Raw genomic sequence first — 23110 nt, 5'->3', positions numbered from 1 at the left:
GAAAACAATCCCATTTTTGCTCTCCTCTTCTCTCTTTATCGTGTGACCGCCGCGCTCCGGCGGCGGATTCTTATTCTCTGTTTACAGTGGACGGCGGCGGATTCCTATCTCCTGTCCGCGGAGGACGGCGAAGCCTTCTCCGGCTGCTGATTCTCCGTTTTGCTCTCCTCTTTACTCTCCGCTATATTCCCCGCGCTCTCCGCCTCTTTCCCGGTCTCCGGCACCTCGTTCTCCTGCTCCACCGGTTTGCTGTTCTCCGTTTTCAGCTTTCTCAGGCGGATCTGCACTTCGATCTCGTCGCCGTCCAGAATCTGGAAGCTCCTTCCACCGTAAGAAACCTTCCCCTGGCTTACCTTGCAGTTCTCAGAGCCGTTGCTGATCCAGCTATACCCCTCCGGGAACGTCAGCTGGACGGTCCGTTTCTTCTCTCCCGTGCCGCTCTGGGTTCCGACCTCATTTCCGTCCGTGTCCACAAAACGCACCAGATAATTAATTTTCCTTCCCTGTCCCTCCTGATAGTAAAGGCTTCCGTTCTCATACGCGTAATAGTTGACGTCCGCATCCCGTTTCAGAAAGAGGGAGATTCTCACCGGATTTTTCAGCACGTTTTGATACTTCTCATTGATCCGGCTGTTCACCTTCTCCTCAATCTCGTTGTTAATCTTCACCAGTTTGCTGTAGTTTCCCGTCACCTGAGCCGTATACGCGGAGGGATAACGGACCAAAAAGCCAAAGTTCTCGCTCTTAGCCTCAATCATGGTCTCCAGGTAGGCGCAGATCCGGTCCGCCGTAGCCCCGGTGCTGGTATAGATAAAGCTGTTGCTGCCGTCCTCATTGGTCACCTTGTCGAAATACCGGTCCATCTGCTCTTTAAAGCTCTCGCCTTTGGAAGTGTCGATGGTGCCGTCCTTCAGATACTGAGCCACCACCTTGCGGCCATAGGCGCTTCCCCTGGCCTTAATCCGGTCCGGCTGCCAGCTGTGGTGGTGGGACACGCCCTTGATCTCATCGTCCTCCAGGTTGATGTACAGGTTGCGCAACCCGGAAAAACCGTAGTCGTTTCTTCCCACCGGGTCCTCCCAGGTCACGTCCACGTGGTACCACTCGCCGTCCAGCTTGATCAGGTTCCAGGCGTGGGTGCTGCTGTATACATACCGGACCTCCAGCCCGCAGGCCTTTGCCGTCTGCAAAAACGCATCCGCGTAACCGGAGCACTGTGCCTTGCCCTCCACGATGCAGCTGTAACCGGTTGCCCGGGACCAGTCCTTGGCCTTCTCATAGCTGCAATTCTCCACCAGCCATTTGATGATCATGATCTCCTTCTCGAAATCGCTCATGCCGGAGGTGATATAGGTGTCCTTGAAATCCGCAATGGCCTCCTTCATCTCCTCCCGCTCGTCGGAGTCCATCATCCCGTAGTTGCCGTTCTCAAAATCGTTGGCCGAACGGCTGACCGAATCGTCGGAATAATCGCTCCACTCAAAATCCTCCCCATAAATGCCGCTGTAGCTGCTCCCGCTTCCACTGCCGGAACCGCTTCCTCCACCGGAACCTCCCGCTGTACGTCCACCGGAGCCGGTTACCGCGCCTCCTGGACCCTGGGCGGTGATGTCCACGGTCACAGTGGAGGAAATCCCCTTCCCCTCCTCGTAATGAGGAACGCCGTTTCCGTCCACCCAGGCTCCCGAAGCATCCACCCGGCTACCGTCCGGCGTGATGCAGTCCGCCGCCATGGCGCCGCCCTGCGCCGGGTCCAGATAATAACATTTCCCGTCGATCCACTGCCAGCCGCTCATCAGGCTGCCCCTTGGCCCTCCGATCCGGGTGTCCAGGAAATACCACCTGCCGTTATCCAGCAGCCAGCCGGTCTTTAAAGCGCCCTGTGGCCCGCCCTGCTGCGGATTCAGATAATACCAGCGGCCGTCGTCGGCCATATCCTGATACCACCCGGTCTGCATGTAACCATTTTCATCCGTGTGGTAATACTCCGCCCCATCCTGAATCCAGCCACCCACAGGCTGCCCGCCGTCGCTGTGATAGCGCCAGCCTGCGGCCCCGGACTGCCATGTGCCCGCTAATGCGGTGGACGCGGTCATCGCGGTCATTACGGCTGCTGCCCCCAGCCGGATCAGTGCAATACGTTTCGTTTTGTTCATCTTTTTTACCCTCCTGATAGTTGGTCTGTCGATCCAATTTGATTGCCTATGCCTTAAAGACGCCTGCGATCCCCCGCCGGTTTTAAATATTTGAAAATAATTTAAATTTTTTTCATTCGCCACCGGAACCGGCTCCCCGCTCCCGCAGCAGCTCCTCATAATCCCGGTTCAGCTCCCGGATCATGTCCTCCGCCAGCCGGTTCTCATAAAATAAAAACAGCGCGGCTACCGCAAGAACTGTCATAATACTCAAAAGAATGTGTATTATAAAATTATACTTCCACCGTTGGTCCATACGCTCCACCTCCTGACTCTGCGACGGCCGGACCTGCCCTCCGTCCCGTTCCAATTATACTCGTATATTCGTACATATTCAATCGTTTTCAAGCCCCCTATACTTAAATCATCACATCAGCCGGAGGTACGGGATGATAAGCTATGAACCGCTGTTCAAAACCATGAAAGAAAAGAAGATCACTTCCTATAAGCTGCAAAAGGCCGGCTTCAGCCGCGCTACCTACTACAGCATTAAGCAGGGGAACAGTATTTCCACCAACACCGTCAACCAGCTCTGCCGGATTTTAAAATGCGGTGTCGCCGATATTATTGAATATCGTGAGGACGAGTAGTCTCCGGCCCGGCCGTCTTCATTTTCCCCGCGCAGCTTCCCGCCGCCATCGCGCCATCCGGCCCCGGACCCAGGGACTTCTCCCCCGGATACCCGCCCACAGGCGGCCCGGCCCGCCTGTGGCATTCGATCCGTTTCGGGGAAATGCCCACCAGAATCCGGATCAGCATCCGCACCTTTTCCCCCATATTCATCCGCGTCTCCGCGGCAATGTCGTTGATAATCTTAAAAAAATCCATAAAACCTCCTTTCCGCCTCCTTTTTCATTTTCCCGTTCCTGCCTATAAGACGTTTGAGCCGCCCGTCCGGTTTTATAAATCCGGTATTTTTCAAAAATAGTTTCAAAAGCAACGGCAAATCCGGCGGCCGGCCTCATTTTCCATGCATTTTATGGTATAATAAGGAAACGTATCCCTTATCGTCAACCTGCGGTTGACGACAAAGTATAATAAGGAAACGCATCCCTTATCGTCAACCTGCAGTTGACGACAAAGTATAATAAGGAAACGCATCCCTTATCGTCAACCTACAGTTGACAACAACGTATAATTAAGAAAGACAGCACTTTAACCACACCTTCGGAGGCGCACAATGATTGATACCTATAAAACCTATCTGGCCGCGGACCGCAGCCTTACACTGGAAGAGATGGAGCAGCTGCACGGGGACATGGTGTCTGAGATGGGCAATGACCCGGACGCCCTTGAGCTTTACCAGGAGCTGGCTGCAACCGCCACCCGTTATATCGCCTTCCGCTCCCAATGGTTCCTCTGGAGCCGGGCTGAAAAGACGGACCGCGATTCCAGCCGCACCGCCTGCCACAACTCCCTGATCGTCAAATTCAACCAGCTTGCCAGATATCTCCGCCTTCAGGGTCATAAAACCGCGTGGCGCGAGACCCTGGGCTATGAGGAGGAGGACCCGTACAACCGGAAACGCATCGGGGACTTTGGCTGTTACCTGGCATTCGTCAACAGCCTCTGCGCCCGGTGACAGCCCGGACCGGCTTGTCCACCTGAGCATACTCCGGTTTTATTACATTTACTCATTTTTTTAGTATTTTTAAGTTTTTTTGTTACCTGTGAAACACGACAGATTCCCCAACGCTCCTCATTCACATTCTGTTCATAAATCATTTAAAAACTCTTTACATAAACAACATGAACTATTCATGATTGCCGGATATACTTTAACCATAGTCAGTTAGACAAAACGACTAAACTAAATAACGCTTACAAGATTTTTTTCATAATACTCGAGCTGATAAGCAATTATCAGCTCTCCTCCCTTTTAATAATACTTTTTATTTCAAAAAACAGGTTAGCCCGCGTTGGCTAACCTGTTTTTTGTATTGCGGGGTATTGGCTGCCCCGCACGTTTTCCGTATTTTCATTTTATCCAGCACGCTGCTACCCTTTCACCGCCCCGCTGGTAAGTCCCTCCACCATATATTTTCCTGCGAAAATGAACGCCACCACCACCGGCAGAGAGGCCAGAACGGACAATGTCATCATACCGGCATAATCAAAAATAAATTCTCCGATAAAACTGCTGGCCATTCCCACGGGAAGCGTTTTCATGGATTCCTTTTTCATGATGATTTGGGCAAATACAAAATCATCCCAGGAATACAGAAACGTATAGATGCTGATTGCGATCAGCCCCGGCTGCACAACCGGCAACACGATCTGCCGGAGCACCTGCAGGCGGGAGCAGCCGTCGATCCTGGCCGCCTCATCCAGGGAAAAGGGAACCGTGTCCATAAACGCCTTGAGGAACCACACCGTAAACGGAAGCGAATACACCAGCTCCGCGAGAATCAATCCCTGATAAGTGCTCTGCAGCCCCAGCTTGGTATAAAACGTAAAGAGGGAGATCACGATTACTGTCACTGGAAATACCTGTATATTCATCAGGGAGGTCATCAGCAGGTTTTTAAACCGGAAACGAAAACGCGAAAACGCATAAGCCGCCAGCACGGAGACGAACAGGCTGATGACAACCGCACCCCCGGAGGTGATCAGGCTGTTCTTAAAATACGTGAGGTATTTGGTGTTTCCGAAAATGGTAATGTAGTTATCCAGATTGCTGAAAACCGGCGAAAAGCTGGGAGGCCACGAAATGAGCGCGCTGTTATTCTTGAACGAGGAAATTACCATCCAGTACACCGGGAACAGGAATGCGCCGATGGACAGGACCAGCAGCAGGTACACCACAATGCGTGTGATTTTTTTTGTTTTCATACTTCTCTCACCTCCATTTTACAGGTAGCTGCTTGCCTTTTTGTCGGAATAACGCTTATACAAAAAGACAAAAACACCCAGAAAGACCAGCCACACCACTCCCAACGCCGATCCCTTTCCAAAGTCGTAGCTGATAAACGCCTCCAGATATGCGCCTACCGAGAACGTAGTCGTACGGCCCGTGGGTCCTCCTCCCGTCATATTGTAAATAATTGTAAACATCTGGGAGTTATTGATAACCGCCACCATAATAGACGTATCGATCACCGGACGGATGGAGGGCAGCATAACATGCGCAAATACATGCCAGCCATTGGCCCCGTCCACCCGCGCAGCCTCCACCAGGTCGTTTGGCACGCTCTGAAGCCCTGCCAAGAGCATCACCATCATGTAGGGAGTCTGTCTCCACACGCAGGCCATAATCACGCTGGGCAGCGCCAGGGTCCTGCTGGAGGTCCACACCAGGTTAATGTTGTCAATCAGCCCCATATGAAACAACAGCCAGTTCACCACGCCGTATTGAGAGTGCAGCATCCAGGACCACAGCAGGGCGGTCACCACGGAGGGAATGGTCCACGGGATCATAAAAAGCGCCCGCATCACATTCCGTCCCCTGATAAACCGCGCATTCAGCAGCAGCGCCACGGCCAAAGCGAATAAAAACTGAATCGCAACCACCATTGCGATAAAGGTCAGGGTTACTACAAAATACGCCCCTGCCTTTCCGCTCAAAAACAGGCTTTTATAGTTTGCGAAATTGTTCCACCGGGGCGGAGCCACACTTGTGAGCTTGTAATCCGTAAAGCTCATCCACACCGCCTTGAGAATCGGGGCAAGCACCACCAGTCCAACCCCTGCAAACGCCGGTAAAATACACAGGAACGCAAAACGGGAATCCCCCGTCTGTACGCTGGAAATTTTGTGTTTATTTTTCACGTCCAAGATCCTTTCTAAAAAAGCGCGGGTACTCCGAAGGGGAATACCCGCGATCTCCCATCAATCCCTATTTCACATAATCCGTTTTCAGCTGTGTCTCCAAATCCGCCACAACAGCCGCGGTATCTTCGTTGTTGATGATGATGCGCTGAAGGGCGTTGGCAATATCCAGCATGCTCGCTTTAAAGCCTGAGTATTTTTCCGGCAGCGCCCGGGCCTTGGGTAGTTCCTCGATATATACCTGCGTATACTCATTCCCCGGCTCGGAATAGTAGGCAAGCCCCTCCACGCTGGTGCGGCTCGGCATGATGTTGGCGGAATAGGTGTTATAAAGCTCCACCGCCTCCGCGCTGCTGAGCCACTCGATAAAGGTGTATGCCTCCTCCTTGTGTTCACTCTGCTCGGAGACAGCCAGGTTATGAGCGATAAAGAAGTTCACCGGCTTGTCCGTATCGCTGGGAATGGCACTAAGCTGCGTATGAATGTCAAACGCCGCTTTATCTTCGGCCATATTCTGAACCGCCGCGTAACCGAACGCCGTGTCCACAATAAACGCCACCTGGTTGTTGGCGAACATATTGCGCAGATCCTTTATTTCCTGCCCCACCGGCGTGATTCCGTCGGCCACCAGGCCTTTGACAAAATTAAACGCGTCGATGCTCTCCTGGGAATTTATGGTGATATTTCCCTGTTCGTCGCACATCTCTCCGCCGTAATTCCACAGATACGGGAGAAAATAGAAGCCGGAGCTGTCCATGGCCTTCGTCTGCAGGCCCAGGCCGTAAATCGTATTGCCGTTTTCATCCGTTCCCAGAGCCGCCACAGCCGCGGCCATATCGCGCATCTCCGCCATTGTGGAGGGCGTGTTGTCGTATCCGGCCTGCTTCAGAAGCTCCATATTGCAATAGAGCACTTCCGAAGAGGGCGCCCAGGGAAGGCCGAACTGTCTGCCGTCGTAGTTGAGGGAATCCATCAGGTTGTCATAAAAGTCCGCCCGAACATCGTCGGAGATCAGGGAATTGATATCCGCCAGGGCGCCCGCGCTGACCATCGCGCTGAACATGGAATTGTGCACCTGCAGGCAATCCGGCATCTCCTTGCTGGCGTTGAGGATCAGCGTCTGGTCCAGATAGGAATTGTAGGCTTCCGCAATAGACTCCACCCGGATATTGGGGTGGGACTCGTTAAACGCGGCGATCATCGCCTCAAATGCCGGAATCGTGGTATCCTCCGCCATCCCCCAGTTCATGAACGTGATCGTTACAGGCTCGCCCTGGCTCTCACCCGCCTCCGTCCCCCCGGAAGCCGCGCCAGTCTCGGCGCCGGTAGCCGGAGCTGCCCCTTTGCCGGAGTCCGTCCCCTTACATCCGGCCAGTCCGAACACCAATGCCGCACACAGAAAAAATGCTGTAAAACGTTTCATACCTTCCTCCTTTTCGACTTTGCTCAACTGCAAGCTCTTTTTTATGAAATCATTCTACCGTTAACCCCTTTTACAGTAAATAAAGAAAAATGGCAAAACGTGTATTTTAAAGCCCTCCTCACCCGGCGGGGCCGGGAAGGAGGGCGAAGTCTTGCATTTTCCTGCCAATTCTTGTACTTTTTGGTCTATCGTGCTTCCCCGTCCCCGCCCCGCTGTCCCTGCTGGTATGCCTGGGGCGTAACGCCTGTTGCCTTTTTGAACACCTTTGAAAAGTATGTGGTATTCTCGAATCCCAGTTCCGCCGCAATCTCCCCCACATTTTTATTTCCGGACAGCAGAAGGGCCTTTGCCGCTTTCACCTTTTTATCCGTAATGTAGGCGGTGAACTTCTGCCCGGTTCTGCGATGGAATAATTTGGAAAAATAATTGGCCGACAGGGAGACGTATTCCGCCACATCCTCCAGAGAAATATCTCCGGCAAGGTGCTCCTCCACGTAGGCCTTAGCCCTGGCGATGCTGGGGTACTCCCGATCCCCGTCCATCAGTTTCTTAAATTCCATATTCACATTCCGGACAAACCTAATGGCACTCTCCTGGCCGGACAGGGTGCGAAGCTGGCGCTGCAAAAGCTGCTGCCCCTCGATGATCTCCGTCTCGGCAAAGCCCATGCGCCGTTTCAGGCTGCCCAGCTGAAATACCAGCAGACAGCACACACCGCACAGATATTGGGGATCGGCACCCTTTTCATCCAGAATATAAGCGCAGATATCCCGGAAAGCGCCCTGCAGGGCCCCGTAGTCCAGATTCTCAGCCGCGCGGCCAATGCGCTCCAGCAGCTTCTCCGCCGTGGCCGCCCCGGTTCCTGAGGATCCAAGGGCCGCGGCTACACACACGTCCATATTGTACAGTTCGGCCCGATGCATGGAATCCGCCGCCTCCCCCCAGGCCTCGCCCAGCTGCTCCGTACCTCGTTTCACCAGGCTACAGCCGATAAATGTACTGTAATTGAACAGATATTTCACCGTCTCGCGCACCCGGAGGGCCATGGCGGTGACAATATTCACGCAGGCCACATCATCCCCGCATTGAAATACCGTACAGATAATCCCGTCCCGATGCAGGCTCAGCGTTACGGCAGGGGCGTAGGAACCGACAATATCGCCGATGACATTGACCACAGGCCCCACGGTGTCTCCAAACTGCGCAGCCGTAAGCTCGCTCTTTTCAGCGCTCAAAATGTGGAAGGCGGCCAGGGCCAACGGACCGGAGGGCATGGAACCGGCCTGGGAGATGACCGCGCGGCAGGCCTTCGCCTGAGCCGGGCTGCAGCCGTTGATTAACTGACGGTAGGCGTGGCGCAGACCGCTTTCCGGGACTCCTGCGGCCGGAGGGGGAGCTGCGGCGGTCTGGGCCTCACAGATTTGTTCTACCGCCTTGTGCAACGCCTGAAGAAGCCCTTCGGGTTCCAGCTCCAGCTTCAGCAGATAATCCACCGCACCGTTTTTCAGCGTGCTCCGCACATATTCATAATCGCTATATGCGCTCAGAACGATAAACGGCGACGGTATCTGCTCTTTCTTGCAGCGCAGCAGCAGCTCGATTCCATCCATAATCGGCATTTTGTAATCCGTGATAATGATATCTGGATGTAATTTGTAAATTTCTTCCAGTGCCTTTTCGCCGTTGTCCGCTTCCCCCACAATGGTAAAGCCCTCCTGCTCCCAGGGTATCAGCGATTTGATCCCCACCCGGGCCAGCATCTCGTCGTCCACAACCAACACCTTATACATTGGTCTCCCCCTCTTCCTTCCCCGTTTCCATCCATGGTATGACAACCGTCATCTTCGTGTAGCTTCCGACCTCGCTCTCGATGGAGATCCCGTATTCCTCCCCGTATTTCAGCTGGAGGCGCTGGTGGATATTGCTGATGCCGATGCCATTAAACCGGCTGCCGCCTCCCTGGGAGTGCAGCACCTGAACCTGTGTCTCCCGGTCCATTCCCACCCCGTCATCCGTCACCTGGATAATGATTCTGCCCTTCTCACCGTCCGGGCGGATCCCGATCCGGATCGTTCCTACTCCACCTTTTGGCGCGATTCCGTGAAAATAAGCGTTTTCCACCAGCGGCTGGAGAATAAACTTGGCGCAGGGCGCCTTTAACAGCCCCGGCTCCACATCGTAAAATATCTCACAATTATACGAATGGGTGATCTGCTGAATAAAGATATAGTCCTGAACGTTCGAAAGTTCCCGCTCAATGGTCGTGTCATGCTCCAACCCCTGCCAGGTGCTTTTCAGCAGACGGGAAAATGCGTCAATGAGCTCCTTAATATTCGTAGCTTTCTGCATAATCGCAAGCCAGCGGACGGCATTTAAGGTGTTGGTGATAAAATGGGAGTTGATCTGCGACTGGAGCGCCTTGTACTCCAGGTCCTTGTAGCGGGTCTTTTGTTCGCTGAGCTTTTCCGCCAACTCGTCAATATACCGCACATTCCGGTTATAGCTGGAGACGAGCTCCTCCACCTCCTCGATTTCCCCTCCCCGCCCGGTGACGATAGGCAGATGCACGCCATCCCGGGCTCGGTCCAGGGACGCGCGGATCTGAAGGATGGGCTGTACCACGCGCCGGTTCATGGAGCGCCACAGAATCAGGGAGATCAGGATTCCGGACACCAGAGAAATCACCACAACGGTCATCAGATGCCAGCTCTCCGACAGGATGCTCTTCGGCTCGATCAGAAATACCATATAACACCGTTCCCGTGGAATGGGATAGATAAATACATCCAGGTCCCCCATCGTCCGGTAGACCACGTCCTCCCCTTCCTTAAAATCCGGCAGCAGGTCCCGGACGCCATGGGGCAGCGCCTGCTGCTCCCGGTTGAGCACATCCCCCGCCTCACTCAGCAGATACGCGCTAAATCCTTCCTCCGCGCCGGATTCGATCATAGGAGCTTCCACCAGGTCGCTGTCGAACAACAACAGCATGCCGCCAATCACATGATCGTAATGGGAGTCCATCACACAGTGCACCACCGAGATACTCCCCTTCCCGTTTCCGCGCGCTCCGGTATAAAAATCCCGGGAAGAGATCACCATGCGGCTGCGTTCCACGGCAAGCCGGTACTCGCCGCTGCCGTAAAGGGCAGGATAATCAAAATTACGTCCAAGCCAGGAATCTCCCACATACCGGTATACAATCCCGTCATGACCGAACACAATCATAGCCGTGAGATTGCTGTACACGTTGGCCATCACATTCTGGATCAGCAGACGGTCCAGGTTGTCCACGGATCGGACGTACGCGTAGTTTTTCTCTCCGCTGTTCTCAATCACGTTCTTGACGTCGCTGTTGACAAACATATAGTTGCAGATATCCTGAATGTCGTCCAGCTCGCGGGAAATGTTCTTCCCCACATAACGGGTTGTGGCCGTATAGTGCGCAATCGTATTGGCCCGCACGACGGACCGGGCGGCAAATACCGCCAGGAAACCGATGATACAGCAAAAGACGAACATCGTCGCCATAAAATACACCAGCAGCGTCACCTTCAATGGACGCGCCTGCTTTTTCCCCATAATTCTTCCCCCGCAAAGCTGCTAAAATTATGTAAACACCATAAAAGCATCATAAAATTGCGGGCAGATTTTGTCAACAAGCATCCCCTTTCTTGACCGAAAAGTGCAGATTTTGCCCTTTTTTTGTGATTGACTTTACATCCCACAGCTTTTACATTATAAGCAACGAAGTCTTGCCGGGATTCCGGCGGGAAGGGAGAAATGCGATGATTCTGAATTTTCTGGGCTGCGGCTGCGCGTACCGGCCGCAGTTTGGCAACACAAGCGCCTGGCTGTCCGTGGACGGCCGCCTGTTTCTGTTTGACTGTGGGGAAACGGTCTTTACCCGGCTGCTGCAAACCGGACTTCTGGAGCGCTGCCGCAGCCTTACGGTTCTCGTCACCCACTGTCACGCCGACCATGCCGGCAGCCTGCCGACGCTGATTTCTTACATGCACGATGTGGAACAGAAGCCGGTGGCCGTGTACTATCCCGGTGAGGATGTGCGGACCCTGATGACCTGCTGCGGCATCGCTGTGGATGAGTGCGAATTTTACAGCGGCGCTAATATCGTGTTCGCTCCGGGCATCCGCTGCAGCGCGTTCCCCGTGGAGCATCACCCGGACCTGCACTGTTACGGATATCACTTTATCTGCGGCCCGGAGTCGTTATACTACAGCGGCGATGCCAGACGGCTTCCGCCGGGCGTGCTGGACGCGTTTTTAAACGGACGCATCCGCGAGCTCTACCAGGACGCCACCTTTTTGGAGGATCAGGGCGCGTCCCACGGCAGCCTGGACTATCTCAGCGCTGTGATTCCGCCCAGTCTGCGGCGCAATGTCTATCCCATGCATTTCAGCGGCGATTTCTCCGGCCAGCTGCGCGACCGGGGATTCGGCGTATGTATGGAACCGTTGGGACGGTGAAGGGGGGACTATCGATGGAGCAGCCTGTCCGTTTTGCCGTGATGGCGGATCTGCACATGGATATCATGCACGATGGCGCTCAGCGGGTAAACGCCTTTCTGGAAGCCGCGCGGGCGGCGGATGTGGATTTTATCCTGTCTCTGGGAGATTTTCTCTATCCCGTGCGGACCTTTCAGTCCCTGTGCCCCCCGGAGGATCTGCCGGTCAATCTGCGGCTGGCAATGGAGCGTCCCCGTGAGCCGCAGCTGGACGTGCTGCGGCAGTTCAACCGCTTTGAAAAACCCGTCTACCATGTGCTGGGCAACCATGAGATGGATTTTTGCACAAAAAGGACGGTAATGGACGCCTACGGGATCAGCCGCAGCCACTACGCCTGGCACGTAAACGGCTGGCATTTTATCGCGCTCGACTCCAGCTTCTACCGGGATGAAAACGGCGTTTTAAGGGACTATGACCGGGGTGTTTACTTCGGCACCAAGGATCTGCCCTATCTCTCCGGCGATCAGCTGGACTGGCTTGAACGCGAACTGGCCTCCGGCGACGAACCGGTTGTCATCTGCTCCCACCAGCCCCTGTGCGGCGGAAAACGCGGCATCAAAAATGCCGGGACATTCCGGGAAATCCTGCGCAAAGCAAACTCCAGGCATGGAAACGTGCGTCTGTGTCTCAACGGTCATCTTCACATCGATGATCTGCGCTGCGTGGAGGACGTGCTGTATTACACGGTCAACAGTATCTCGAATCTCTGGATGGGACAGCCCTATTCGGCACTGCATTATAGCCGCGGACTTCACGAACAGTACCCTAACCTTGCGTTTGTAGCACCGTACCAGGTCCCGCTGTTCGCCATCATCACCCTGACTCGCGGTGGTATAAGTGTCACAGGCCGCACCGGACGCTTTGTGCCGCCCACGCCGCAGCAGCTGGGCTGGACCGGTCCCTCCTCGCCTTCCATCGACAGCTGGAATCTACGCTGGAGCGATGTCCCCTCCCTGCCCCGGAACGCCTCCGAAGGCCGCAGTCTATCCGCCCTGTGTTCTCTCAGACGCAGTTTCACGCTCTAACGCCCCCTTCCCCCTCTCCACTCCGGCATCATCACCTGCCCGCTCAAAAACAGCAGAGCCGTCAGGTTGGGGAACGCCATCAGGCCGTTCCAGATATCGGACAGGATCCACACCACCTCCAGCCGGCCGATACTCCCGGTAAACACCGCCGCCACGTAGAACAGGGGGTAAATTTTGTTCACGAATTTCTGCTTCTTTTGCCGGTCGAACCCCAGCGCGCCGGCCGTGTAAGCCGCGGCCTGCTTGCCCAGGTAAAACCAGGCGATCAGGGTGGCAAAGGCGAACACCACCATGGACGCAGACACCAGAAATTCCCCCGCAGCGCCCAGACGGCCCTCAAAACACCAGGAGGCCAGCGCCGCCCCCTCGTAGGGAACCCGCTCCGGCGCAGACCCGGTCATGCACAAAATCACCAGCGCGGTCAGGGTACAGAGGATCACCGTGTCAAAAAACACCTCAAACATGGCCCACATGCCCTGCTGCTGGGGTGTGGTGTCCTTGGCCTCCCCGTGCAGCACCGCCAGGGTGCCAAGGCCCGCCTCGTTGGAAAATACGCCTCTGGCCATTCCGTAGCGCAGGCTGCGGCTGATCCCGTAACCCGCCGCTCCGCCCGCGGCGGCCGACGGGGTAAATGCGCCGCTTAAAATCGCCCCGAAAACCTGGGGAAGCCGCTCTGCACAGGAGAGGATCACCACCAGCGAGAATACGATATAGATGCCGGACGCCGCAGGCATCAGCTTCTCCGCCACCGTGCCGATGCGGCTGATACCGCCGCTGATTACCAGCCAGATCAGGGCGGTCAGCACCAGGCCGCCTGCCAGTTCAGGGATATGCCAGCTGTAGGCCATGGTGCCCACGGCGGAGTTGGACTGCACCATGCTCCCCATACCCATGGACGCCAGAAGGCACAGCACGCCGTACATGATGCCCATGCCCTTCATGCCCAGACCGCGTTCCATATACACGTACGGCCCGCACATGTAACGGCCGTCCTCATCGCGGTAACGGTAACGGATTCCCAGCGTGGTTTCCGCGTAGGCGGTGATCATACCGATCAGGGCGGACACCCACATCCAGAACAGCGCCCCTGGTCCGCCCGCGGTCAGGGCCGTGGCCACGCCCGCAATATTTCCCGTCCCCACCGTGGCCGCCAGGGCGGTGCACACGGACTGGAACTGGCTGATTCCCTTCTTTCCGCCCTTTCCCTGCTCCTCGTTCCCGCCCTTTTTTCCAAGACTTCCCACCGTCGCCTTCCACCAGTAGGAAAAACCTCTCAGCTGGAATAAACGGCTCTTCAGGCTGAAGAACAGCCCCACGCCCAGGAATGCCACCATGGTCCACGGCCCCCATACCATCTGATGTATCTGTTCTAAAAATGCCATATTCCGCCACCTTCCGCCCAAGGCTGCCGTCCTCACTATCTGTCTTATTCGCAGCCGGGCGGGACTATGACAGTTCACAGAATTTTCTAGTGTATATGCCTCGCATTTCAGATGCAATTATGTTAAAATAAAACATATCTTACAAAGAAAAGAGGTATGGCGATGCCGGGCTTTACCACACACTATATATTGGGCATGAAAGCGTACAACGATATGCCCCAGACATCCTTAAAATTTATAATTGCCAAGTACCGCTGGCTGTATCAGCTGGGACTGCAGGGGCCGGATATTTTCTTCTACAATCTCCCGGTCCTGCGCCACCGGGACCACCGCAACGTGGGCTCCCACATGCACGAGCATCTGGTCAATCAGTTTTTCAGCTGCTGCTTTGAGAATCTTACCAACATCGAGTCCCGCCAACAGCGCGAGGAGGGACTTGCCTATGTTTGCGGGTTTTTGTGCCACTATGTGGGCGATTCCATCTGCCACCCCTACGTTTACGGCCGGATCGAGTACGACGTGGACCATCCGGGCGGCTACTACCACGGGCTTCACGCCCAGCTGGAGAACGACATCGACGCCCTGCTGCTGCGCAAATACAAAAAGAAAAAGCCGTCCCAGTTCAACCAGGCGGCAACCATCTGTTTAAACGGCATGGAGATCCAGTTTATCTCCCGCTTTCTCTCAAAATGTATCAACGAGACCTACTACCCGCTGAGCTACCGCAACAACTACCAGGTCACCGCGCGGATGATCCATCGCTCCATTCTGGCCATCCGTTTCGGCTGCCGCACGCTGGCGGACCCCTACGGGAAGAAAAAGAACAAGATCGAGTTTGTGGAGAATATCTTCCTCAAGAACCCCGTAGCCTCCAACAAGCTGGTCACGGACACGGTGGCGGACCCGGCCTGGAGCCTGAATCTGCACCACGAGGCCTGGTGTAATCCCTGGAATAAACAGATCGCCTCCCAGGCCTCATTCCCGGATCTGTTCAAACAGTCCCTGTCCAAGCTGGACACCATCTACTACATGATCAATTCCCTGGTGGACGGCACCCCCAGCGTGGACCCGGTTTCCCTGGGCCGTCTCCTGAACGAGATCGGAAACTATTCCTACCACAGCGGGCTTCCCTGCCGGGATTAACGGGCCGCAAAACATGCAGCAGCCCATTGCATTCAAACCAAAAACGGCGTCCTGAGAGCTTTCTCAGACGCCGTTTTTCAGCTGTGAAACGCCAGCCGCACGTTATTCGATTACCTGATTTCCGTCCTTGATGCAGTAGGTTTCCTGTACGCCCAGGCGGACCAGCCAGTTCTTTGTCTCCTGGGTCTTCCAGTTGCCGGTTCCGTAGCCGGAGCCGCCGTCGTTGTCCCACAGCCACTGTGGAGTGGGCCACAGGCTGGCCCTGGGCTTAAGCGCCTTGTAAACCTCATAGTCCACGCCGTTCTGGCCGTGATGGGCCATCTGAACGATATCGCAGTCCAGGGCGCGCAGGTCGACCTCGGACATCAGCCGGTCGCCTCCTGCCAGTGCCAGATCGCCCAGGAACACCACGTTGGTCCCGTTGAGCGACACCATGTAGGCCACGCTGCTGTTATTTACGAAATCACTGCTGGTCTTGTAGGCCGGATTGAGCACCTGGATCCGGGCCGGACCCGCCTCGATGACCTGGCCGGAAACGATGTTTCCGTGTAGCTTCTCCTGGGGCATCTGGGCGAAAATGCTCTTAAGGTGCTGCACCATTCCCGCCGCGTTGGAATCCTTCTCCTGGTACCAGCTGTCCTCCAGGAAGGAGTAATAGATACCGTCGATGGTAATCTCTCCGCTGTGCTTGCTCAGAATCTCGGCAAGCGCTCCCGCGTGATCGCTGTGGGGATGGGTGACCAGCCAGGCCATCACATGGCCGCCTTTCTCCTTGATCTGATTTAACAGATAATCCGCGTTCTCGGTCCAGCCGCCGTCCACCACGATCAGCCCGCCTTCCCCGTTCTCGATGATCACCGAGAGCAGCTGGGCCGTGGAGGCGTTATTGGCATACATGGTCAAACGGCCCGGTCCGAACCAAGTGGAGGAATCAGTCACCGTCGTCTGCACAGAGCCGATTGCCGCGACCACGGGAGCCGGCTGCGCGGCCGCCTGGGTATCCCCGGCCTGTCCGGCCGCCGGCTGCGCCTGGGTGCTGTCCCCGGTCTGCCCGGCCGCCTGCTGGGTCTGGCCTGCGTCTCCCGTCTGCTGCGCCTGTCCACCGTCTCCGCCAACGCTGGTGATCTGGGCTTCTCCGGAGCCGCCTGCGCCGCCCGCACTGCCGCCGCCCGCCGGCTCGTCGTCGACGACGATCACCTTGCCGGGGGAGTAGAGGGTCTGGGCCTGAGCCTTGTAGGAACCGCCCATGGCAAAGCTCTCAGCCCGGCCGCCGCTCACCAGCAGAAGCATCAGGGCGAGGACGCATGCCGCCGACTGTTTCCAGTAGGAATCTCGTCTCATATTCAAGTCCTTCTCTTTCTAATCTCATTGTCTGCCGCCGGAGCGCCGTTCCTACTTCAGAGCGGTCAGCGCTCTCTGCTCGCCCGCCTTGATGGTGTCATTCACCAGATAGGTGCTCTCGTCGTCCTGGCTGTTGAAGGGGAAGATCTGGATCTTCACATTGTTCTCATCAAAGAAACCGCCGTAGTATAGCTTCTCCTCATCAGAAGGCGCGTAGGAGAAGTCCTGGGTCGCCAGCTCATCGCCGATGACCTTGAGCACGGCCTCGCCGTATTCCACTGCAATCTCGCCGGTGGTCTTGGCTGTCACGGGAAGCAGCACGGTTACGGTCTTGCTGGAGGCGTCGTAGGTTACGGCCATCTCCATGACGTAATCGCCAAAGGGCCCGTAGGGCTCCATAAACTCGTCGCGCATAGCCTGGTTCACTTCATCCCAGTCGATCTCCACATCGTCCTTTGTCTCCACGTCCGGAACGGCCGGGCCCTCCACCACGCCGCCTGTGGGGGAAACAATATTGCTCTGCGTACAGCCGCAGAGGATTGCCGCGCACAAGAGAAACAACGCGGATAACTTTTTGAACTGTTTCATTTTATCAAATCCTCCTTCATTCTTACAAAAAGCAGCCGGCCTGATGGCCCCGCCGGTCTGGATCTCCCGGGAGCAGCCGGCGGCTGCAATTCGGCCTGATCCCCCGCGAACCGCCGGGCGGACAGACCGTCAACGGTATTATTATAGCGGACAATCCCCGAATTTAACAGACCTTTTTTCTTACGAAATTATTGTTATTCTTGGTAAAGTTTGAAATCCCTCTTGATTTTTCCAGCTTCCGGTGGTAATATGTTCAATATCATTTATTTTTAAACTTTTTTGAACATTGTCAGATAAACGACTGAATCTGCCTGCCAAGGAGGAATATTTTATGAAACCGGATTGCAACACTCCCGCCGCCCGCCCTGTCACAAAGCGCGTGGACTGGATTGTCACCATCGTGCCCTTTTTATGCATTCTCGTGCTGTGCGCCCTGTTCATGGCTCTGCCGGAGGCCTCGTCGGGTATTCTCGGCTCCATCCGCTTTTTCCTGGGCGACCAGTTGGGCAGCTATTACCTGATCCTGGGGCTGGGGGCCTTCATCTGCTCCCTGTACATGGGTTTCTCCCGCTTTGGCAAAATCCGCCTGGGCGACACGGACAAACCGCAGTATTCCGCCTTCCGCTGGGGCTCCATGATGTTCACCGCAGGGCTGGCCGCGGACATCCTGTTTTATTCCTTGTGCGAGTGGATGCTCTACGCCAATGAACCCCATATTCTGGAAATGGGTACCCAGCAGGACTGGGCCAGCACCTACCCGCTGTTTCACTGGGGCCCCATCCCCTGGAGCTTCTACATCATCCTGGCCGTCTCCTTCGGTTTCATGATCCATGTGCGCCGCCGCAGCAAACAGAAATACTCTGAGGCCTGCCGCCCCCTTCTGGGGAAACGCGTGGACGGCTTCTGGGGTAAGGTGATCGACCTGACCGCGGTCTTTGCCCTGCTGGCGGGAACCGCCACCACCTTTTCCCTGGCCACCCCGCTTTTGTCCATGGCCATCAGCCGGGTGTTCGGCATTCAGGAGACCAACCTGCTGACCATCGGCATCCTGGTGATCATCTGTGTGGTCTACACCATGGCCGTTTACTTCGGCATGGAGGGCATTGCAAAGCTGGCCGCCTCCTGCGTGTACCTGTTTTTCGGACTGCTGGCCTATGTGTTCTTCGGCGGCGGCGAGGGCCGTTACATCGTGGAAACCGGCCTGACCGCCCTGGGCAACCTGACCCAGAACTTTATTTCCCTGGCCACCTGGACCGACGCGCTGCGCACCTCCTCCTTCCCCCAGAACTGGACGATCTTCTACTGGGCCTACTGGATGGTCTGGTGCGTCGCAACCCCCTTCTTCATCGGCACCATCAGCAAGGGGCGCACCATCCGCCAGACCGTGTTCGGCGGCTACTTTTTCGGGCTGGCCGGAACCTTTACCTCCTTCATCATTCTGGGCAACTACGGGCTGGGCCTGCAGATGCACGGAAAGCTGGATCTGATGGGGATTTACGCCGGAACTCAGAACCTTTACAAGACCATCATCGCCGTGTTCGAGACTCTGCCGTTGGCCAAGTTCGGCCTGATTCTGCTGGCGGTTACCATGGTGGCCTTCTACGCAACCTCCTTCGACGCCCTGACCATGGTGGCCTCCTCCTACTCCTACAAGTCCCTGGAGGCCGGAGAGGAGCCGGACCGGAAGGTAAAGCTGTTCTGGGCCGTGGTGCTCATGCTGCTGCCTATCGCCCTGATCTTCTCGAAGAATTCCATGACGAACCTGCAGACGGTATCCATCATCGCCGCCTTCCCCATCGGTTTCATTATTCTGCTGATTGTATGGAGCTTTTTCAAAGACGCCAGACATTATCTGGACGAAGAAACCAACTGAAATCTATGACAGACCGCGCCCAGGGGCGCGCGTCATTCGAAAAGGAGAGCCTCCGCGTTGCCGCCGGCTCTCCTTTAGCGCTTGAAATGCATGTCCTTTTTCCCCTTCTCTTTATTATCCTGATGTAAAAATCCGTTCGATGCGGTCGCCCGCTTCTCCCTCGTCACTTCCCTTAAAGTAGAATGTCAAGGGGGCGCCACACATTCTGAGCTTCTTGATCTCATCATAATTCTTCGCGTTGACAGTCTCAGCATCGCTGGTCACATAGATATCGCAGTGAAATTGATTGGCGGTCTGAATCAGATAAGAAATCGGGATCGGCCTGGGGGCCATATCCCTGAGGTCAACTTGTCGCATCAACATAAACTCACCTCAATTCAAAACACAGAACCATAAAACAGTAACCACGAACCTCCTTGTAAATCATTATATATCCCCTATAAAAAAATGATAACATCTTTTTTTGTCAAATGCAAGAGACAACTCCCAATTTTTGTACATTTATTCTGTAATTTGCATAAATTATTTATAAAGAATCCCGATTTCATTGAATTTTCAGAAGTTACATCTTCTGAAAATTCAATGAAATCGGGAACATATGTAACTTTATGATGCTGTCGTTATTGTCACGCCCTTAACCGCCCACTGGTAGTCCCGCATGGCCTGCTGTAGAGCCAGGTCCGCGCATTCGTAACCGGACTTGGCCTGAAGGTAAGCCAGCTCCATCTGCATGAACTGGATGTCGCTGACCAGCCCTCCCTGGCGCTGGATCTGGGCCGCGTTCCAGGTGATCTGGGCGCTCTGCCAGGCGGTGTTTGCTGAGTCGTACTCAGCCTTTTTCTGTAAAATGGTATCGTAGAGTCCCTGCACGTTGGAGCGCACCTGCTCCTCGCTGTACTCCACGTTGCGGATCTTGTTGCGGGTCATGGTGGTGGATTTCATGGTCTGCTTCTCCACCATATTCATGCTTCCGCCCCCCGCGGTTCCCCGCAGGTTGATCAGATCATAGTTGTTCATGGCCGCCTTATCCTTGTCCGCCGCCACATCGATGGAGGCGATGGCCGCCGGATCCGCGTGGGGCACCTGGCCGATCTCCACACCGGCCGCGTTCATATCATAGCCGGTGAGCTGGTAAATATTGCGCCGCATCTGCTCCAGCCCGGAGTCCAGACTGGACAACTGCTGCCGGGAGGAAGCCAGCTGGGAGGCCGCGGACAAAATATCGGCGTCCACCGCCAGGCCCTGAGCCTGCATGGTCTGCTGCAGATTCCAGGCAGCCTGGGACACTTCCACGGATTTTGCCACCAGCTCCCGCTTTGAGAGGGTCTGCTGATAGGTGTTCACCAGAAACTCCAGACCCTGGGCCGCGCTGTTCACATAGCGGTCGATCATCTTTGCGCCGGAGTCGAATTTATCCAGATTGTCCTCCACCTTCTTGGCCTGCTTGCGCAGCTCCTTGATACCAGCCCGGGTCTGCGCAATGTATCCGTTCAGCACAGGCGCCATCTGGGGATTATCCTTCTTCTGGTCCTTCAGGCCGTCCTCATCGTTGACCATATCATCCGCCCTGACGCGCATCTGCATGGCAATGTCGGCGGTGTCCCCCTTCATACTCTCCAGGGAATCGTACTGGCTCTTTAAGGGACCGTAAAAATTCTTGATCAGATCCGCCAGCTCATCGTACTCGATGCGGTTGTCGGTCAGGCGTTCCATATACTGCTGGTATCCGTCCCCCGGAGCCGGTTCCGGCTCCGCCATTGCGGTGAGGGGCAGTCCGGCCGAGAGCAGGGCCGCCATGGCGGCCGCGCAGAAACCCTTCCATTTTCTATCGTTCATCAAACTCACCTCGTTCACTCCTCACATCACTTCGATGCCACAAGACCTTTTACAATCCAGTCATAGTTCTCCATGGCCAAAAACAGCTGCAGTTTGGTGGTCTCCACCGTGTTCTTCGCCGTGATAAAGGCATTCTCCGCGCTCTGGTACTGAAGCTGCGTGGAGGAACCAACGGCCAGACTGGCCGCCGCCTTCTCCAGATCCACCTGGGCCAGCTGAAGCTGAAGCTGGGCCGTGGTCAGGGAATCCCGTGTGGTGAGGATGGTGTTGTACTGGGTCTTTAAGCCGTTGATCACATTGTTTCTGGCATCCTCGATGGTGGCCTTGGTGGCCTCGATCTGGGTGGATGCGGTCAGGTTGCCCAGCTTTTTCTCATTGTACCGGATGGTGTAATTGTTCTTGAGGGCCGTCTCCTGGTCCGCTTCCGGATTTATGGCGTCGATGCGGGCCAAATCCGGCTCCGGCACCGTGCGGATCTCCGGCTGCGCGTCCGCCGCCCATCCGGTCATCAGGCAAAGGGTGCGGTGCACGCTGTCGATGGACTTCTGGGTGGACAAAATGGCGGCGTCCTGATCCTGAACGCTCTTCTGGGCGTTCAATACCTCAACCTGGGTGGAGCTTCCCGTTCCCATGAGCGCCACCGCTGCCTCATACTTGGATTGCAGGAGATTCCGGGTGTTTTGAAGATTCTCCATGGTGTAACCGGACTGCTGGTAGGTGATCATCAGCTGCTGGGCCTGGGACACCAGCCCCGCCTCGGCCTGGTCGTAACTGATTTTCTGCATCTCCGGGTCCTCAAACAGATCGTCCGCGGACTTGGCCAGCGTGTTCCCCTGCATGTTCAGGGTCGCCCGCATGGAATCGTCGTCCGAATCCCCGGCCTGGTCCCACAGGTCCTGGGCCGCGTCCATGGCCTCCTGGTACACGTCGTTCAGCGTCTTACCCCGCATATCGTTGTAGGACTCCCGGTTGCTGCGGACCACGGGGTTGTACTCGTGAATCAGGTCGGCCAGCTCGCCGTACTCCATCACGTTATCCCGCAGGGATGCCCATTTGTCCTCGCTGTAGGCGAACTCCGGGCTTAAATCCTTGTTTACATCCGGCCTGGGCGCTTCCACATCGGAAAGGTTGTCGTCGGGCCGTTTGGCTGCAAAGGCCGTAACCGGCGTGATTCCCGCCAGCACGCAGGCGGTCAAAACTACAAGGCCCCGGCGGGCGCCGGGCCGTTTCCTGTTATCTCTCATAGCTAATCTCCTTCTTTTCCGGCCTTCTGTCCAGACGGACGGCCGGGGATTCCTCCGGCATATTCCCGGACAGGGCGCCGTTTTTCAATATGTACATCTGTCTCCGGGTCACCTCCATGATGCGCTCCCGGTCCGCCGCCCCCATGTAAAACATGGTAACGGCCTTGATCACCAGTACCAGAATGATCTCCACCAGGCAGGCCAGCTGCGCCTCGCTCCCCACGGGATACCTGGCGGAATCGATCCGCTCGTACAGCCCGTGGATAAACTGGCAGTAGACCTCGTCCTCGTACAGGAATCCCTTGATGCCCATCATCCTGCTCTGAGTCACCGGGTTCAGCTCCGTCAGGGCGTTGCGGTACAGCTCGGCCCCACGGCTTTCATTCCCCGCGTCCATGATCTGTTCCATCATCGCGCAGGCGGTTTCAAACAGATCGCCCTGATTTAACTCCAGCTGGGCGTAGACCTGCTCCCTGCACTTTTCCCGAAATCCGCTGACCAGATACTGCAGAAGATCATCCTTATCTTCAAAATACGTGTAAAAGCTTCCCCTGGAAATATCCGCTTCCTTGATAATCTGGTTGATGGAAGCAACGGAATAGGGCACCCGGGAGAACTCATGCACCGCGGCTCCCACAATCGCGCGCCGCTTCTCCTCTTTCAAATTAAAAAAACGCTGGGTCGGCACGTCTTTCGTCCCCCCTTTTATCCTGTGTGTGGTAATGTATAACGCACAGATTATGATAACCTGTCACTTGTGACAAGTTGT

At 55.6% G+C, this 23110-nt stretch carries 21 protein-coding genes; 6 read left to right on the top strand and 15 right to left on the bottom strand.

Annotated elements, in window-relative coordinates; translation table 11 throughout:
- Positions 1-104 precede the first annotated feature (104 nt).
- Together ACK2JC_RS17805 and ACK2JC_RS17800 are read right to left on the bottom strand one after the other, a co-directional pair.
- Positions 105-2156, bottom strand: coding sequence for a transglutaminase domain-containing protein (locus tag ACK2JC_RS17805; protein ID WP_320938104.1), 2052 nt, complete (start codon positions 2154-2156; stop codon positions 105-107).
- Positions 2157-2268: 112 nt separating this feature from the next.
- Entirely contained in the window at positions 2269-2451 is a 183-nt protein-coding gene (locus tag ACK2JC_RS17800) for a hypothetical protein (RefSeq protein WP_320938105.1), read from the bottom strand.
- 133 nt (positions 2452-2584) lie between these two features.
- Between ACK2JC_RS17800 and ACK2JC_RS17795 the strand changes: the two genes are divergently transcribed.
- On the top strand, positions 2585-2785 hold the full coding sequence (locus tag ACK2JC_RS17795) for a helix-turn-helix domain-containing protein (RefSeq protein ID WP_092368329.1): 201 nt from the start codon (positions 2585-2587) through the stop codon (positions 2783-2785).
- Here the strand turns inward: ACK2JC_RS17795 and ACK2JC_RS17790 are convergent.
- The gene (locus ACK2JC_RS17790) at positions 2760-3023 is read right to left on the bottom strand and encodes a hypothetical protein (RefSeq protein ID WP_320938106.1); all 264 of its coding nucleotides are present in this window, start codon (positions 3021-3023) and stop codon (positions 2760-2762) included. The two genes, ACK2JC_RS17795 and ACK2JC_RS17790, sit on opposite strands and share 26 nt — an antisense overlap.
- 352 nt (positions 3024-3375) lie before the next feature.
- Between ACK2JC_RS17790 and ACK2JC_RS17785 the strand changes: the two genes are divergently transcribed.
- Positions 3376-3777, top strand: a complete 402-nt coding sequence (locus tag ACK2JC_RS17785; protein WP_276948469.1) for a hypothetical protein — start codon at positions 3376-3378, stop codon at positions 3775-3777.
- 416 nt (positions 3778-4193) lie between these two features.
- On the opposite strand, the gene ACK2JC_RS17780 is transcribed toward ACK2JC_RS17785, so the two are convergent.
- The 5 genes from ACK2JC_RS17780 to ACK2JC_RS17760 all read right to left on the bottom strand — a co-directional run bounded on the left by ACK2JC_RS17780 (position 4194) and on the right by ACK2JC_RS17760 (position 10965).
- Positions 4194-5027 carry a carbohydrate ABC transporter permease gene (locus ACK2JC_RS17780; RefSeq protein WP_302325219.1) on the bottom strand — a complete coding sequence of 278 codons (834 nt, stop codon included), beginning with the start codon at positions 5025-5027 and terminating at the stop codon, positions 4194-4196.
- 18 nt (positions 5028-5045) lie between these two features.
- On the bottom strand, positions 5046-5963 hold the full coding sequence (locus ACK2JC_RS17775) for a sugar ABC transporter permease (protein WP_320938107.1): 918 nt from the start codon (positions 5961-5963) through the stop codon (positions 5046-5048).
- Positions 5964-6030: 67 nt separating this feature from the next.
- On the bottom strand, positions 6031-7386 hold the full coding sequence (locus ACK2JC_RS17770; protein WP_320938108.1) for a sugar ABC transporter substrate-binding protein: 1356 nt from the start codon (positions 7384-7386) through the stop codon (positions 6031-6033).
- Between the two features lie 185 nt (positions 7387-7571).
- Positions 7572-9176 carry a response regulator gene (locus ACK2JC_RS17765; protein WP_320938109.1) on the bottom strand — a complete coding sequence of 535 codons (1605 nt, stop codon included), beginning with the start codon at positions 9174-9176 and terminating at the stop codon, positions 7572-7574.
- A complete protein-coding gene (locus tag ACK2JC_RS17760) occupies positions 9169-10965 on the bottom strand; it encodes a sensor histidine kinase (protein WP_320938110.1) in 1797 nt (598 codons plus the stop codon). Before ACK2JC_RS17760 ends, ACK2JC_RS17765 begins: the two co-directional genes overlap by 8 nt.
- A 206-nt stretch (positions 10966-11171) precedes the next feature.
- Between ACK2JC_RS17760 and ACK2JC_RS17755 the strand changes: the two genes are divergently transcribed.
- Together ACK2JC_RS17755 and ACK2JC_RS17750 are read left to right on the top strand one after the other, a co-directional pair.
- Positions 11172-11870, top strand: coding sequence for an MBL fold metallo-hydrolase (locus tag ACK2JC_RS17755; protein WP_368271357.1), 699 nt, complete (start codon positions 11172-11174; stop codon positions 11868-11870).
- Positions 11846-12934, top strand: coding sequence for a metallophosphoesterase (locus ACK2JC_RS17750; RefSeq protein WP_368274882.1), 1089 nt, complete (start codon positions 11846-11848; stop codon positions 12932-12934). Before ACK2JC_RS17755 ends, ACK2JC_RS17750 begins: the two co-directional genes overlap by 25 nt.
- Here the strand turns inward: ACK2JC_RS17750 and ACK2JC_RS17745 are convergent.
- Positions 12931-14316, bottom strand: coding sequence for an alanine/glycine:cation symporter family protein (locus tag ACK2JC_RS17745; RefSeq protein ID WP_118757076.1), 1386 nt, complete (start codon positions 14314-14316; stop codon positions 12931-12933). The genes ACK2JC_RS17750 and ACK2JC_RS17745 overlap by 4 nt on opposite strands.
- A 162-nt stretch (positions 14317-14478) precedes the next feature.
- On the opposite strand from ACK2JC_RS17745, the gene ACK2JC_RS17740 reads away from it, so the two are divergent.
- Positions 14479-15459 (top strand): zinc dependent phospholipase C family protein, encoded by a 981-nt coding sequence (locus ACK2JC_RS17740; RefSeq protein ID WP_092368339.1) that lies wholly within the window; start codon positions 14479-14481, stop codon positions 15457-15459.
- Positions 15460-15561: 102 nt separating this feature from the next.
- Here the strand turns inward: ACK2JC_RS17740 and ACK2JC_RS17735 are convergent, their stop codons facing one another.
- Positions 15562-16800, bottom strand: coding sequence for a ComEC/Rec2 family competence protein (locus ACK2JC_RS17735; protein ID WP_320938113.1), 1239 nt, complete (start codon positions 16798-16800; stop codon positions 15562-15564).
- Positions 16801-16851: 51 nt separating this feature from the next.
- The gene (locus ACK2JC_RS17730) at positions 16852-17388 is read right to left on the bottom strand and encodes a hypothetical protein (RefSeq protein WP_092368345.1); all 537 of its coding nucleotides are present in this window, start codon (positions 17386-17388) and stop codon (positions 16852-16854) included.
- Between the two features lie 331 nt (positions 17389-17719).
- Here ACK2JC_RS17730 and ACK2JC_RS17725 point away from each other — a divergent pair, with 331 nt between their 5' ends.
- Positions 17720-19261, top strand: coding sequence for a BCCT family transporter (locus ACK2JC_RS17725; RefSeq protein WP_227169433.1), 1542 nt, complete (start codon positions 17720-17722; stop codon positions 19259-19261).
- Between the two features lie 114 nt (positions 19262-19375).
- Here ACK2JC_RS17725 and ACK2JC_RS17720 read toward each other — a convergent pair whose 3' ends face one another.
- The 4 genes from ACK2JC_RS17720 to ACK2JC_RS17705 all read right to left on the bottom strand — a co-directional run bounded on the left by ACK2JC_RS17720 (position 19376) and on the right by ACK2JC_RS17705 (position 23029).
- Positions 19376-19624, bottom strand: a complete 249-nt coding sequence (locus ACK2JC_RS17720; RefSeq protein ID WP_007717299.1) for an HPr family phosphocarrier protein — start codon at positions 19622-19624, stop codon at positions 19376-19378.
- Positions 19625-19867: 243 nt separating this feature from the next.
- Entirely contained in the window at positions 19868-21097 is a 1230-nt protein-coding gene (locus ACK2JC_RS17715; RefSeq protein ID WP_320938114.1) for a TolC family protein, read from the bottom strand.
- A 26-nt stretch (positions 21098-21123) separates the two neighbouring features.
- Positions 21124-22341 carry a TolC family protein gene (locus tag ACK2JC_RS17710; protein ID WP_092368354.1) on the bottom strand — a complete coding sequence of 406 codons (1218 nt, stop codon included), beginning with the start codon at positions 22339-22341 and terminating at the stop codon, positions 21124-21126.
- Positions 22331-23029, bottom strand: a complete 699-nt coding sequence (locus tag ACK2JC_RS17705) for a TetR family transcriptional regulator (RefSeq protein WP_320938115.1) — start codon at positions 23027-23029, stop codon at positions 22331-22333. Before ACK2JC_RS17705 ends, ACK2JC_RS17710 begins: the two co-directional genes overlap by 11 nt.
- Positions 23030-23110 lie beyond the last annotated feature (81 nt).

It is taken from the genome of Enterocloster lavalensis (assembly GCF_046603895.1).
In the GTDB taxonomy this organism is placed as follows: domain Bacteria; phylum Bacillota; class Clostridia; order Lachnospirales; family Lachnospiraceae; genus Enterocloster; species Enterocloster lavalensis.
This window is presented reverse-complemented; position numbering and strand designations above follow the sequence as displayed.

What these genes read in the sequence shown, in the direction of transcription:
- ACK2JC_RS17805 (WP_320938104.1), bottom strand. Translation starts at nt 2,156, where the DNA reads ATGAACAAAACGAAACGTATTGCACTGATCCGGCTGGGGGCAGCAGCC.
- ACK2JC_RS17800 (WP_320938105.1), bottom strand. Translation starts at nt 2,451, where the DNA reads ATGGACCAACGGTGGAAGTATAATTTTATAATACACATTCTTTTGAGT.
- ACK2JC_RS17795 (WP_092368329.1), top strand. Translation starts at nt 2,585, where the DNA reads ATGATAAGCTATGAACCGCTGTTCAAAACCATGAAAGAAAAGAAGATC.
- ACK2JC_RS17790 (WP_320938106.1), bottom strand. Translation starts at nt 3,023, where the DNA reads ATGGATTTTTTTAAGATTATCAACGACATTGCCGCGGAGACGCGGATG.
- ACK2JC_RS17785 (WP_276948469.1), top strand. Translation starts at nt 3,376, where the DNA reads ATGATTGATACCTATAAAACCTATCTGGCCGCGGACCGCAGCCTTACA.
- ACK2JC_RS17780 (WP_302325219.1), bottom strand. Translation starts at nt 5,027, where the DNA reads ATGAAAACAAAAAAAATCACACGCATTGTGGTGTACCTGCTGCTGGTC.
- ACK2JC_RS17770 (WP_320938108.1), bottom strand. Translation starts at nt 7,386, where the DNA reads ATGAAACGTTTTACAGCATTTTTTCTGTGTGCGGCATTGGTGTTCGGA.
- ACK2JC_RS17765 (WP_320938109.1), bottom strand. Translation starts at nt 9,176, where the DNA reads ATGTATAAGGTGTTGGTTGTGGACGACGAGATGCTGGCCCGGGTGGGG.
- ACK2JC_RS17760 (WP_320938110.1), bottom strand. Translation starts at nt 10,965, where the DNA reads ATGGGGAAAAAGCAGGCGCGTCCATTGAAGGTGACGCTGCTGGTGTAT.
- ACK2JC_RS17755 (WP_368271357.1), top strand. Translation starts at nt 11,172, where the DNA reads ATGATTCTGAATTTTCTGGGCTGCGGCTGCGCGTACCGGCCGCAGTTT.
- ACK2JC_RS17750 (WP_368274882.1), top strand. Translation starts at nt 11,846, where the DNA reads ATGTATGGAACCGTTGGGACGGTGAAGGGGGGACTATCGATGGAGCAG.
- ACK2JC_RS17745 (WP_118757076.1), bottom strand. Translation starts at nt 14,316, where the DNA reads ATGGCATTTTTAGAACAGATACATCAGATGGTATGGGGGCCGTGGACC.
- ACK2JC_RS17740 (WP_092368339.1), top strand. Translation starts at nt 14,479, where the DNA reads ATGCCGGGCTTTACCACACACTATATATTGGGCATGAAAGCGTACAAC.
- ACK2JC_RS17735 (WP_320938113.1), bottom strand. Translation starts at nt 16,800, where the DNA reads ATGAGACGAGATTCCTACTGGAAACAGTCGGCGGCATGCGTCCTCGCC.
- ACK2JC_RS17730 (WP_092368345.1), bottom strand. Translation starts at nt 17,388, where the DNA reads ATGAAACAGTTCAAAAAGTTATCCGCGTTGTTTCTCTTGTGCGCGGCA.
- ACK2JC_RS17725 (WP_227169433.1), top strand. Translation starts at nt 17,720, where the DNA reads ATGAAACCGGATTGCAACACTCCCGCCGCCCGCCCTGTCACAAAGCGC.
- ACK2JC_RS17720 (WP_007717299.1), bottom strand. Translation starts at nt 19,624, where the DNA reads ATGTTGATGCGACAAGTTGACCTCAGGGATATGGCCCCCAGGCCGATC.
- ACK2JC_RS17715 (WP_320938114.1), bottom strand. Translation starts at nt 21,097, where the DNA reads ATGAACGATAGAAAATGGAAGGGTTTCTGCGCGGCCGCCATGGCGGCC.
- ACK2JC_RS17710 (WP_092368354.1), bottom strand. Translation starts at nt 22,341, where the DNA reads ATGAGAGATAACAGGAAACGGCCCGGCGCCCGCCGGGGCCTTGTAGTT.